This window comes from Cupriavidus sp. GW823-FHT07B10 (assembly GCF_058794355.1).
Window position 1 is genome coordinate 51,082 of sequence record NZ_JBXAGS010000018.1, and the last position, 12,147, is coordinate 63,228.

9 protein-coding genes are annotated in these 12,147 nt (G+C 66.1%); 4 read left to right on the forward strand and 5 right to left on the reverse strand.

Going from position 1 to position 12,147, the window contains the following annotated elements; translation table 11 throughout:
• Positions 1–40: 40 nt before the first annotated feature.
• Complete coding sequence (locus AC1Q6V_RS27800; RefSeq protein WP_439671087.1) at positions 41–2,728, forward strand: DNA topoisomerase III; 2,688 nt, start codon at positions 41–43, stop codon at positions 2,726–2,728.
• Between the two features lie 74 nt (positions 2,729–2,802).
• Here the strand turns inward: AC1Q6V_RS27800 and AC1Q6V_RS27805 are convergent, their stop codons facing one another.
• Positions 2,803–3,750, reverse strand: a complete 948-nt coding sequence (locus tag AC1Q6V_RS27805; RefSeq protein WP_010811330.1) for a LysR family transcriptional regulator — start codon at positions 3,748–3,750, stop codon at positions 2,803–2,805.
• Between the two features lie 200 nt (positions 3,751–3,950).
• Between AC1Q6V_RS27805 and AC1Q6V_RS27810 the strand changes: the two genes are divergently transcribed.
• Positions 3,951–4,205, forward strand: a complete 255-nt coding sequence (locus AC1Q6V_RS27810; RefSeq protein ID WP_010811331.1) for a hypothetical protein — start codon at positions 3,951–3,953, stop codon at positions 4,203–4,205.
• 293 nt (positions 4,206–4,498) lie between these two features.
• Here the strand turns inward: AC1Q6V_RS27810 and AC1Q6V_RS27815 are convergent, their stop codons facing one another.
• From AC1Q6V_RS27815 to AC1Q6V_RS27825, 3 genes are all read right to left on the reverse strand, one after another.
• Complete coding sequence (locus AC1Q6V_RS27815; protein ID WP_010811332.1) at positions 4,499–4,954, reverse strand: YMGG-like glycine zipper-containing protein; 456 nt, start codon at positions 4,952–4,954, stop codon at positions 4,499–4,501.
• Positions 4,955–5,178: 224 nt separating this feature from the next.
• Complete coding sequence (locus tag AC1Q6V_RS27820; protein WP_010811333.1) at positions 5,179–5,373, reverse strand: YbdD/YjiX family protein; 195 nt, start codon at positions 5,371–5,373, stop codon at positions 5,179–5,181.
• A 14-nt stretch (positions 5,374–5,387) separates the two neighbouring features.
• Complete coding sequence (locus tag AC1Q6V_RS27825; RefSeq protein ID WP_010811334.1) at positions 5,388–7,460, reverse strand: carbon starvation CstA family protein; 2,073 nt, start codon at positions 7,458–7,460, stop codon at positions 5,388–5,390.
• A gap of 568 nt (positions 7,461–8,028) precedes the next feature.
• Between AC1Q6V_RS27825 and AC1Q6V_RS27830 the strand changes: the two genes are divergently transcribed.
• Together AC1Q6V_RS27830 and AC1Q6V_RS27835 are read left to right on the forward strand one after the other, a co-directional pair.
• Positions 8,029–9,435: a cache domain-containing protein gene (locus AC1Q6V_RS27830; RefSeq protein ID WP_010811335.1), complete on the forward strand. Its 1,407-nt coding sequence runs from the start codon at positions 8,029–8,031 to the stop codon at positions 9,433–9,435.
• Entirely contained in the window at positions 9,432–10,106 is a 675-nt protein-coding gene (locus AC1Q6V_RS27835) for a response regulator (protein ID WP_010811336.1), read from the forward strand. The genes AC1Q6V_RS27830 and AC1Q6V_RS27835 overlap by 4 nt, the downstream gene beginning before the upstream one ends.
• 63 nt (positions 10,107–10,169) lie before the next feature.
• Here AC1Q6V_RS27835 and AC1Q6V_RS27840 read toward each other — a convergent pair whose 3' ends face one another.
• Positions 10,170–12,026 carry a phosphoenolpyruvate carboxykinase (GTP) gene (locus AC1Q6V_RS27840; protein WP_454750860.1) on the reverse strand — a complete coding sequence of 619 codons (1,857 nt, stop codon included), beginning with the start codon at positions 12,024–12,026 and terminating at the stop codon, positions 10,170–10,172.
• Positions 12,027–12,147: the final 121 nt, after the last annotated feature.

Genomic DNA, 12,147 nt, shown 5'->3' on the forward strand with positions numbered 1-12,147 from the left:
ATTCGCGGGTTGCCGGATGCAGCTCGCAAGGACCCTTCCCATGTCAAAAGCCCTCATCATCGCGGAAAAACCGTCGGTCGCGGCGGATATCGCCCGTGCCCTCGGGGGGTTTACCAAGCACGACGAGTATTTCGAGAGCGACGACTACGTGCTGTCCTCCGCCGTCGGCCACCTGGTCGAGATCGCCGCGCCGGACGAATACGAGGTCAAGCGCGGCAAGTGGAGCTTCGCCAACCTGCCGGTGATCCCGCCGCATTTCGACCTGCGCCCGATCGCCAAGACCGAGTCGCGCCTGAAGGTGCTGAACCGGCTGATCAAGCGCAAGGACGTCACCGCCCTGATCAACGCCTGTGACGCGGGACGCGAAGGCGAACTGATCTTCCGGCTGATCGCGCAACAGGCCAAGGCCAAGCAGCCGGTGCGCCGGCTGTGGCTGCAGTCGATGACGCAGCAGGCGATCCGCGATGGCTTCGCCAGCCTGCGCGAAGACGAAGACATGCTGCCGCTGGCCGACGCCGCGCGTTGCCGCTCCGAGGCCGACTGGCTGGTCGGCATCAACGGCACCCGCGCCATGACCGCCTTCAACAGCAAGGGCGGTGGCTTCTTCCTGACCACCGTGGGCCGCGTGCAGACGCCGACGCTGTCGATCGTGGTGGAGCGTGAAGAGAAGATCAAGCACTTCGTGCCGCGCGACTACTGGGAAGTGCGGGCCGAGTTCATCGCCGCCGCCGGCCTGTATGAAGGCCGCTGGTTCGACCCCAAGTTCAAGAAGAGCGAGTTCGATCCCGAGGCGCGCGAATCGCGCCTGTGGAGCGAGGCCGAGGCCAAGAGCATCGTCGCCGCCTGCCGCGACAAGCCGGGCACCGTCACCGAGGAATCCAAGCCGTCGACGCAGCAGTCGCCGGCGCTGTTCGACCTGACCACGCTGCAGCGCGAGGCCAACTCGCGCTTCGGCTTCTCGGCCAAGAACACGCTCGGCCTGGCGCAGGCGCTGTATGAAAAGCACAAGGTCCTGACCTACCCGCGTACCGATGCGCGCGCGCTGCCCGAGGACTACCTGGACACGGTCAAGCAGACCATGGACATGCTGGCCGACAGCTCGCCCAACTACCTGCCGCACGCCAAGAAGATTCTGGCGCAGGGCTGGGTCAAGCCGAACAAGAAGATCTTCGACAACAGCAAGATCAGCGACCACTTCGCCATCATCCCGACGCTGCAGGCGCCAAAGAACCTGTCCGAACCGGAGCAGAAGCTGTACGACCTGGTAGTGCGCCGCTTCCTGGCGGTGTTCTTCCCGGCGGCCGAGTTCCAGGTCACCACCCGCATCACGGAAGTCGCCGGCCACCACTTCAAGACCGAAGGCAAGGTGCTGGTCAACCCGGGCTGGCTGGTGATCTACGGCCGCGAGGCGCAGGGCGACAAGGATGCCGCCAACCTGGTGCCGGTGGCCAAGGACGAGAAGGTCAAGACCGACAAGGTCGAGAGCGTCGGCCTGACCACCAAGCCGCCCGCGCGCTACAACGAAGCCACGCTGCTGTCGGCGATGGAAGGCGCCGGCAAGCTGGTGGACGACGACGCGCTGCGCGAGGCCATGGCCGGCAAGGGCCTGGGCACGCCGGCGACGCGCGCGGCCATCATCGAAGGCCTGCTGACGGAAAAATACCTGGTGCGCGAAGGCCGCGAGCTGATTCCGACTGCCAAGGCGTTCCAGCTGATGACGCTGCTGCGCGGCCTGGGCGTGCAGGAACTGACGCAGGCCGAGCTGACCGGCGAGTGGGAACACAAGCTCTCGCAGATCGAGCGCGGGCGCCTGAAGCGCGACGAGTTCATGCTTGAGATCGCGCAGATGACCCAGCAGATCGTCAAGCGCGCCAAGGAATACGACAGCGACACCATCCCGGGCGACTACGCCACGCTGGACACGCCGTGCCCGCAATGCGGCGGACAGGTCAAGGAGAACTACCGCCGCTTTGCCTGCACCGCGTGCGAGTTCTCGATCAGCAAGATCCCGGGCGGGCGCCAGTTCGAGATCGAAGAGGTCGAAGAACTGCTGCTGAAGAAGGAAATCGGTCCGCTGCAGGGTTTCCGCAGCAAGATGGGCCGTCCGTTCGCCGCCATCCTCAAGCTGGGCAAGGACGACGAAGGCCATTACAAAATGGAATTCGACTTCGGCCAGAACGACGACGACAACGACGGCGAGCCGGTCGACTTCAGCGGCCAGGAGCCGGTGGGCACCTGTCCGAAGTGCGGCGGCTCGGTGTTCGAGCACGGCATGAAGTACGTCTGCGAGAACAGCGCGACCAGCCCCAAGAGCTGCGACTTCACCACCGGCAAGATCATCCTGCAGCAGGAAATCAGCCGCGAGCAGATCGGCAAGCTGCTCACCGACGGCAAGACCGACCTGCTGACGGGGTTCAAGTCGTCGCGCACCGGCCGCAACTTCAAGGCCTTCCTGGTCAAGCAGCCGGACGGCAAGATCGGCTTCGAGTTCGAGGCGCGCGAGCCCAAGGCGGGCGCCAAGACGGCGGCGAAGACCACGGCCAAGGCGGCATCGAATGGCACGGCCGAGGCGGCGCCGGCAACCAAGACGGCAGCGAAGACCGCGGCCAAGACGCCAGCCGCCAAGGCTCCGGCCACCAAGGCACCGGCCAAGAAGGCGGCAGCCAAGAAGGCCCCCGCCAAGACCGCCGCGGCCAAGAAGTCGCGCGCGGCGGCCGCCGGCGAGTAAGCGTCAGCGCGTCACGGCAAAACGCCCGGCATCGCCGGGCGTTTTGCTTTGGGTGGATCGGCCTAGGTAGCCGCTCAGGTGCGCACGGCTTGCGCGCCGTGGCTGGCGGCTGGCGCCGGCTGCGCTTCCTTGCCGCGTACCTGCCCTTCTTCGAGCAGGAAGTCGATAAAGGCGCGCACCTTGGTCGGCAAGAACTTGCGGCTCGGGTAGACCACGCTGACATCGCGCCGCGGCAGCTGGTATTGCGGCAGCACATGCACCAGCTTGCCGGATTCGATATTGGGACGCGCCAGGTAGGACGACAGCATGGCCACGCCCATGTCGGCCAGCGCCGCCTGGTGGGCCAGCTCGGCATTGCTGCACAGCAGCCCGGGGCGGATCGGCACGGTCACCTCGCCTTCCGGGCCCAGCAGCGTCCATTCGTGCTCGGCACTGGGCAGGCGCATGGCAATGCAGCGGTGGTGGCTGAGTTCATGGGCATGGCGGATCGGCGCGTGCGCCGCCACATAGCCCGGCGATGCGCACAGGATCACTTCGGCCGACAGCAGCGGGCGCGCCACCAGGTGCGAGCCCAGGCCCAGGTCGGACAGCATCACGGCCACGTCGCGGCCTTCCTCGACGATATCGACGTTGCGGTCCGACAGGATCACGTCGAACACCACGTCCGGATACAGCTGCTGGAAGCGCGCCAGCAATTCCGGCAGCAGGTGCAGGCCGAACATCACCGGGGTGACCAGCCGCAGCGTGCCTGACAGCGACTGGCTGCGCGCCGTGACCACGCTTTCGGCTTCTTCCACGTCTTCCAGGATCTGCTGGCAGCGCTGCAGGTAGGTTTCGCCGGCGTCGGTCAGCGACAGGCTGCGGGTGGTGCGGTTGAGCAGGCGCGTGCCCAGGTGGCTCTCCAGGTCGGCCACGTAGCGCGTCACCACTGCGTTGGACATTTCCAGCTGCTGCGCTGCACGCGCGAAGCTTCCCAGTTCCACCACCTTGGAAAACACACGCATCGATTGCAGGCGATCCATGACACAGTCTCCCGGTTCTGCGCTGAATTCTTACGTAATCAGCCTATTTTATTGTTCGAATCAAAACTAATCATTGTGGATCCTGATATTTATTGATATGAGGGAAATGCCTAATATCTAGCCATCGGATGCCGCAATGCAACATAGTCTTTCGTCGAAGTGACGGCTCAGGCATCCATGCAATAGAGAAAGCCTGAATCATGAAAACCAACCGCTACGCCCTGATCGCTGTCGCCACCCTCGCCGCCGCCCTGTCGGCCGCACCGGCCTTTGCCAAGAACGGCAAGTTCGATGTGTTCACCGACGGCGCCAAGGTAGCCAAGTTCGATCCGTACACCGACGGCGCCCGCACCGGCAAGTTCGATCCGTACGTCGATGGCGCCCGCACCGGCAAGTTCGACACCTACACCGAAGGCGGCAAGTACGACACCACTACCGATCGCGCGCCGCTGTAAGGCCGCCTGGCCGCCTCAGGCCTGCCTCCCCGGCGGTCTCTGGCAGCGCGATCCCGGGGCCGCTTCCTCCGCTTGTGCGGCCCCGCCTGCTTCAAACCTGGTCTCCACAGGTCCTTGGGGGAGCGCCTTGCAGCCTCTCCGCCTTTATTGGAGAAAAAGCCCGCACCGGTTCCGGTTGCGGGCTTCTTTGTTTCTGCATCCGGCGGCTTTGCAAGCACTGGCGAATGATTATGCCAGACGCCGCAAATAAAAAACGGGCCATGACGGCCCGTTTTGGTGACCACTACGACTTCTTAGTCGTCGTAGTGGTGGCGATGGTGCTTGTGCTTCTTGCGCTTGTAGCTGCTCTTGTAATAGCGGCGGTGGTCATCGTCGTACGAGTTGCTGCGCGAGACATTGCCGCCCAGCGCCGCACCCGCGCCGCCGCCCAGGCCGGCGCCGATCAGGCCACCGGTGCGACCGCCCATGGCGTTGCCAGCTGCGGTGCCGGCACCGCCACCCAGCGCGCCGCCGATGATGGCACCGGTGCGCTCACGGCGGTTGGAGGTCACTGCGCCACCGGCGCCGCCGCCTACTGCACCACCGATCACTGCGCCGGTGCTGCCGCCCAGCGCGCCGCCCACCGCGGCACCGGCGACGCCGCCGAGTGCGCCGCCCAGGGCGTTGTTCATGTCACTCGCGACGGCCGGCAGCGCGCAGGCCGCCAGGGCGAGGGCAATGGTCAGATTGCGAACGGGATGGCGAGTCATATCTTTTTTCCTCGAATTGCCATGATGTGTCGCAAGTGTAGAGAAGGAGCCGCACCCTTGCTGTAACTACCTGTAAAGCCCTGTAACCCGCTACAGAAACGGTATCCGTGCATTACAAAAGCGCGGTAAACACGCAACACTTGATAAAAAGACAGGCGATCAAGTGATCGCCTGTCTGCTTTGTATGCCGCCGGCCCCGCAGGAGGACGGCGTTCAGCGTGTGCTCAGCAGCACTTGCCCTGCCCGCCGCCGTAGCGTGCCTCCTGGCGCTCGCGGAAGAATTCCTCGTAGCTCATCGGCTCGCGGTCGGGGTGGGTGCTTTCCATATGGGCCACGTAGGTCTGGTAGTCGGGCAGCCCGACCATCAGCCTGAGCGACTGCCCCAGGTAGCGTCCCATCGTTCCGAGTTGTTCCAGCATGGCGGGCTCCGGTATCAGGACTGGGCCGAGGCGGCGCCCGGCAGCGGCTCGAACGGCGTTTCCTTGTCGGTCGGGCGCTTCGCGGCGCGCGCCTGCAGCGCGGTCTTGAAGCCGTAGAACACGATCGACAGCACCACCAGCATGAACAGCGCGCACAGGCCGGCGTCCAGGTAGTCGTTGAAGACGATGCGGTGCATCTGCTCCATCGACTTGGCCGGGGCCAGCACCTTGCCTTCGGCAATGGCGGCGCTGAACTTGGCGGCGTGGGTCAGGAAGCTGACCTTGGGGTCGGCATGGAACAGCTTCTGCCAGCCGGCGGTCAGCGTGCAGATCAGCAGCCACACGGTCGGCACCAGCGTGACCCAGGCGTACTGGCCGCGCTTCATTTTGACCAGCACGCAGGTGCCCAGCACCAGCGCCACCGCGGCGAGCATCTGGTTGGAGATGCCGAACAGCGGCCACAGCGTGTTGATGCCGCCCAGCGGATCGACCACGCCCTGGTACAGGAAGTAACCCCATGCCGCCACGCACAGCGCGGTGGCGGTCAGGTTGGCGACCAGCGAATCGGTCTTGCGCATCGACGGGATAAAGCTGCCCAGCAGGTCCTGCAGCATGAAGCGGCCGGCGCGGGTGCCCGCGTCGACGGCGGTCAGGATGAACAGCGCCTCGAACAGGATGGCGAAGTGGTACCAGAACGCCATCATGGCCTGGCCGCCCACCACCTGGTGCAGGATATGGGCGATGCCCACGGCCAGCGTCGGCGCGCCGCCGGCGCGCGAGAGGATGGTGTTTTCGCCGACGTCCTTGGCGGTCTGCACCAGCACGTCAGGCGTGATCACGAAGCCCCAGGTCGAGACCGCGTGCGCCACCGCTTCCGGCGTGGTGCCGATCACGGCCGCCGGGCTGTTCATGGCGAAGTACACGCCCGGCTCGATCACCGAGGCGGCTACCAGTGCCATGATCGCGACGAACGATTCAGCCAGCATCGCGCCGTAGCCGATAAAGCGCGCGTGGGTCTCGTTCTCCAGCAGCTTGGGCGTGGTGCCCGACGAGATCAGCGCGTGGAAGCCCGACACCGCGCCGCAGGCGATGGTGATGAAGAGGAACGGAAACAGGTTGCCCGACCACACCGGTCCGCCGCCTTGCGCGAACTGCGTGAAGGCCGGCATCTTCAGGTCCGGGGCGACGATCAGGATGCCGACCGCCAGCGCGATGATGGTGCCGATCTTCAGGAAGGTCGACAAGTAGTCGCGCGGCGCCAGCAGCAGCCACACTGGCAGCACGGCGGCGATAAAGCCGTAGATGATCAGCATCCACGTCAGCGCCTTGCCGTCATAGGTGAACAGCGGCGCCAGCACGGCGCTCTCGTGTACGTACTGGCCGCCGATGATGGCCAGCATCAGCAGCACGAAGCCGATCACCGACACCTCGCCGATGCGGCCCGGGCGGATATAGCGCGTATAGATGCCCATGAACAGCGCGATCGGGATCGTCACCGCCACGGTGAACGTGCCCCACGGCGAGTCGGCCAGCGCCTTCACCACGATCAGCGCCAGCACCGCCAGGATGATGACCATGATCATGAAGCAGCCGAACAGCGCGATCATGCCCGGGATCGTGCCCATCTCGGACTTGACCAGGTCGCCCAGCGAGCGGCCGTCGCGGCGCGTGGAGATGAACAGCACCATGAAGTCCTGCACCGCGCCGGCGAACACCACGCCGGCGAGCAGCCACAGCATGCCCGGCATATAGCCCATCTGCGCGGCCAGCACCGGGCCGACCAGCGGGCCGGCGCCGGCGATGGCGGCGAAATGGTGGCCGAACAGCACCGCCTTGTTGGTCGGCACGTAGTCCAGGCCGTCGTTATGGCGCCACGCGGGCGTCATCCGTTTGGGATCGAGCTGCATCACCTTGTCGGCGATAAAGCGGCTGTAGTAGCGGTAGGCGATCAGGTAGATGCAGAGCGCGGCAACCACGATCCACAGCGCGCTGACGGCCTCGCCGCGCGCCAGCGCGACAGTGCCGAAGGCAAACGCGCCAAGGACGGCGACAGCCAGCCACACCAGGTGTTCTCCGATGCGATTCATAGTGAAGGGTCTCCTCAGACCGGGATATGGATAGCCTGCGGCGGCGAAAGACTGGTAACAGGCAACTGGCAGGATCGGCAGCGGGGGTGCGCCGAGGGCGGGCAGCGGGGGCAATCCGGCGGTGAGGGTGTCTCCTGGGATAGCTGCTGCGCGCCCGGTTGTGTCGTCGTTTCCGGATCTCGTCTTGCAGGCAGGCGACGCACCGTCCGGGTGTGGACGGTGCACCAGCTGCGTCCGCGCATGCGCCCTGATCGTGTCCTGTTCCGCAGGTACCTTGCCATGAAACCGCCCAGTTGGCCGCCATGCGTCGTTGCTCGTCGTTGCCATAGCTACGGCTATGGCGCCTCCTCGCGCCTAGCCTGACGACCAACTGGACGATTTCATTCTTGGCAAGTTACCTGCGGAACAGGCCACTAAGGCGGCGGCGCGTTCGGCGTGTAGTATTGACACCCGCCAAACCCCGCACAAGCGCGTAACTACGCAGCACTTCTGCGTAGTACTACGCAAATCGACGGTGGCATGCCGCCTGCGCGGCATCGGTGTTTACCCCCGGTCCCCCCGCACTCGTATGAAACTCCGCCAGAAGATCCTGTTGCTAGCCGTGGCGCCACTTGCGGTTGCCATGCTGGGCATCGCACTTGCCGTGCGCTTCCAGGCCACGCAGCTCGCGCAGCATGAACGCGCGCTGGTCGAGGCCGCCTACCTGCAGAGCAAGGAAACCGAGCTGCGCCACTACGTAGAACTGGCGCAGAGCGCGATCGCGCCGCTGGTGCGCTCCGGGCGCACCGACGCCGCCACCCGGCAGGCCGCGATGGAGGCACTTGCGCGGCTGGACTACGGCCCCGACGGCTATTTCTTCCTGTATGACCTGCACGGCCGCAACCTGATGCACCCGCGCCAGCCCGAACTGGTCGGCCAGGACCTGTGGACGCTGCGCGACCCGCAGGGCGCGCTGACCATCCAGCAACTGATTGCCGCGGCCAAGGGTGGTGGCGGCGCGGTGCGCTACCTGTGGAGAAAGCCCTCGTCGCAGCAGCTGGCGCCCAAGCTCGGCTATGTGGTGGCGGTGCCCGAATGGGGCTGGATGGTGGGCACCGGCATCTACCTGGATGACGTGGAAAGCACGCTGCGCCAGCTCGATGCCCGTGCCGAGACCGATATCCGCCAGACCATGGCCTGGATCGGCGTGATTGCCGGCATCAGCATCCTGCTGGTCGCCGCCAGCGGCCTGGCGCTGAACGTCAGCGAGCACCGCGAGGCCGACGCCAAGCTGCGCCAGCTGGCGCAGCGCGTGGTGCAGTCGCAGGAAGAAGAGCGCGCCCGGCTCTCGCGCGAGCTGCACGACGGCATCAGCCAGCTGCTGGTGTCGGTCAAGCTGGTGCTGGAAACCGCCACCAACCGCCTGCGCCTGGCCCCGGCCGAAGGCGCCGCGGTGGCGCCGGTGCTGGGCATGGCGCTGAACCGGCTCGATACCGTGTTCAATGAAGTGCGCCGCGTGGCGCGCAACCTGCGCCCCGCCCTGCTCGACGACCTGGGCCTGTACGCCGCGCTGCAGCATCTGGCGCGCGAGATGCAGGGCGGCAGCGGGCTGGAAATTGCGGTGACTCAGAGCGGCACCCCGCGCGAACTGCCCGACGAGCAGGCCACGGCGCTGTTCCGGATCGCCCAGGAAGCCTTGACCAACGTCGAGCGCCATGCCGGCGCGCGCCGGGTCGTGGTGGCGCTGGCCTTCGATGCCGATGCCACGCGCCTCACCGTGCGCGACGACGGGCATGGCTTCGACGTGGCGCGCATGCAGGAGGACCCGCAGCGCGGCATTGGACTGCGCAACCTGCGCGAGCGCATCGCCGCGCTGTGCGGGCAGTTCGACATCGTTTCGGGCATGGGCGGCACCCAGCTGGTCGCTTCACTGCCGCTGGCCAGGCCCGCAGCCATTGCGCACGATCCCGTTTCAGCAGGACCCTCGCCGTCATGACCCAGCTAGCCGACTCCGCCGAAGTGCCCGCCCGCGTATTACTGATCGACGACCATGCGCTGGTGCGCGACGGAATGCGCATGCATCTGGCGCTGCAGCCCGGCCTGCGCGTGGTCGGTGAAGCCGACGACGGCGAGGCCGCGCTGGCGTGGCTGGACCGAGCCGGTGCCGCCGAGCTGCCCGACCTGGTCATCACCGATATCGGCATGCGCGGCATGGGCGGCATTGCCCTGGCCGCGGCGCTGCATGACCGCTATCCGGAACTGGCGGTGCTGATCGTGTCGATGCACGACAACCTGGAATACGTGCGCCAGGCGGTGCGTGCGGGTGCGCGCGGCTATGTGCTCAAGGACGCGCCCGCCGACGAGCTGATGGCGGCGATCCAGTCCGTGCTGGCCGGACGGGTCTTCTACAGCGCCCGCATTGCGCGCGGCATGGCCGAGCAGAGCCCCGCCGCAGGGCCGCTCGATGCGCTCACGCCGCGCGAGCGCGACATCCTGCGCGGCATCGGGCGGGGCCTGGCCAACAAGGAGATCGCGGCGCAGCTGGGGGTTTCGGTGCGCACGGTGGAGACGCACCGGCTGAACCTGAAGCGCAAGCTGGGGATCGAGGGGCGGGCGGGGTTGGTGAAGTACGCAGTGGAGACGCTGGGGGATAGCGAGGCGGGATAAAAAAAACGCCCGTCTCGGCAGAGACGGGCGTCTTTATTGCGAACTGCGCGAACCGTGGCGCGATCAGCCTTCCAGCCGCTTGCCCAGCGCCGCCCGCACATCCGCCAGCGCCTGCGGCAGCCGATGCCGCAGCTTGGTGAACAACTCATCATGCAGCACCAGCTCCTGCTGCCACGCTTCACGGTCGATTGAAGTCACCTGCGCGAACTGCGCCGGCGTGAAGTCAACGCCATTCCAGTTCAGGTCCTGGTAGCGCGGGGTAGTGCCGAACATATGCTCGGCGCCTTGCCCCTTGCCTTCCACGCGGTCGATCATCCACGACAGCACGCGCATGTTCTCGCCGAAGCCTGGCCACACGAAGTTGCCGTCGGCGTCCTTGCGGAACCAGTTGACGCAGTAAATCCTCGGCAGTTTCGCGCCCGCGGCTTCCAGCTTCTTGCCGAGTTCGAGCCAGTGGCCGAAGTAATCGCTCATGTTGTAGCCGCAGAACGGCAGCATGGCGAACGGGTCGCGGCGCACCACGCCCTGCTGGCCGGCGGCCGCGGCGGTGGTTTCCGAACCCATGGTGGCGGCCATGTAGACGCCTTCGGTCCAGTTGCGGGCCTCGGTCACCAGCGGCACGGTGGTCGAGCGGCGGCCGCCGAAGATAAACGCATCAATGGGTACGCCGGCCGGGTTGTCCCAGTTGTCGTCGATCGACGGGCACTGCGATGCCGGCGCGGTGAAGCGGGCGTTCGGGTGCGCAGCCTTGGCGCCGGTGGCCTTGGCGATTTCCGGGGTCCAGTCCTTGCCCTGCCAGTCGATCAGGTGCGCCGGCGCGTCCTTGGTCATGCCTTCCCACCACACGTCGCCGTCGTCGGTCAGCGCCACGTTGGTGAAGATGACGTTTTCCTTCAGCGTCGCCATCGCGTTGTAGTTGGTCTTCTCGCTGGTGCCCGGGGCCACGCCGAAGTAGCCGGCTTCCGGGTTGATCGCGTACAGGCGGCCGTCCTGGCCCGGCTTGATCCAGGCGATGTCGTCGCCGATGGTGGTGACCTTCCAGCCCTCGAAGCCCTTGGGCGGGATCAGCATGGCGAAGTTGGTCTTGCCGCAGGCCGACGGGAACGCGGCGGCGACGTGGTATTTCTTGCCCTCGGGCGAGGTCACGCCAAGGATCAGCATGTGCTCGGCCAGCCAGCCTTCATCGCGGCCCATGGTCGATGCAATGCGCAGCGCAAAGCACTTCTTGCCCAGCAACGCGTTGCCGCCGTAGCCGGAGCCGAACGACCAGATCTCGCGCGTTTCCGGGAAATGGACGATGTACTTGGTCGGATTGCACGGCCAGGCCACGTCCTGCTCGCCGGCGGCCAGCGGCTTGCCCACGGTGTGCACGCACGGCACGAACTCGCCGTTGCTGCCCAGCACGTCGTACACCGCGCGGCCCATGCGCGTCATGATGCGCATATTGACCGCCACATACGGCGAATCGGACAGTTCCACGCCAATATGGGCGATCGGCGAACCCAGCGGGCCCATCGAGAACGGCACCACATACAGCGTGCGGCCGCGCATGCAGCCGTCGAACAGGCCGTTCAGCGTCTGGCGCATCTCGGCGGGTGCGGTCCAGTTGTTGGTGGGGCCGGCGTCTTCCTGCTTTTCAGAGCAGATAAAGGTGCGATCTTCCACCCGCGCCACGTCCGAGGGGTCCGACAGTGCCAGGAAGGAATTCTTGCGCTTGGCCGGGTTCAGCCGCTTCATGGTGCCGGCGGCGACCATCTGCTCGCACAGGCGGTCGTATTCTTCCTGGGAGCCGTCGCACCAATGGATATTGTCAGGCTTGGTCAGGGCGGCGATTTCCGCGACCCAGGCCACCAGCTTGGGGTGCTTGACCCAGGCCGGCGCATTGACGGGCGCCGTACCTTGCATCGTGGGGTGGTTCATACTGCAGACTCCAGATTCGTAAAGGGAAGGAAGGGAAGGAATCCTTGCAAAGCCTGGCCAGCGGGCAGATGGGGCCGTCACACGCCCGGAGTGATGGTCACACTCGGATCGACACATCCCG

Bases quoted from the DNA above. Each gene is read 5' to 3' on its own strand.
- AC1Q6V_RS27800 (WP_439671087.1), top strand. From the start codon at position 41: ATGTCAAAAGCCCTCATCATCGCGGAAAAACCGTCGGTCGCGGCGGAT.
- AC1Q6V_RS27805 (WP_010811330.1), bottom strand. From the start codon at position 3,750: ATGGATCGCCTGCAATCGATGCGTGTGTTTTCCAAGGTGGTGGAACTG.
- AC1Q6V_RS27810 (WP_010811331.1), top strand. From the start codon at position 3,951: ATGAAAACCAACCGCTACGCCCTGATCGCTGTCGCCACCCTCGCCGCC.
- AC1Q6V_RS27815 (WP_010811332.1), bottom strand. From the start codon at position 4,954: ATGACTCGCCATCCCGTTCGCAATCTGACCATTGCCCTCGCCCTGGCG.
- AC1Q6V_RS27820 (WP_010811333.1), bottom strand. From the start codon at position 5,373: ATGCTGGAACAACTCGGAACGATGGGACGCTACCTGGGGCAGTCGCTC.
- AC1Q6V_RS27825 (WP_010811334.1), bottom strand. From the start codon at position 7,460: ATGAATCGCATCGGAGAACACCTGGTGTGGCTGGCTGTCGCCGTCCTT.
- AC1Q6V_RS27830 (WP_010811335.1), top strand. From the start codon at position 8,029: ATGAAACTCCGCCAGAAGATCCTGTTGCTAGCCGTGGCGCCACTTGCG.
- AC1Q6V_RS27835 (WP_010811336.1), top strand. From the start codon at position 9,432: ATGACCCAGCTAGCCGACTCCGCCGAAGTGCCCGCCCGCGTATTACTG.
- AC1Q6V_RS27840 (WP_454750860.1), bottom strand. From the start codon at position 12,026: ATGAACCACCCCACGATGCAAGGTACGGCGCCCGTCAATGCGCCGGCC.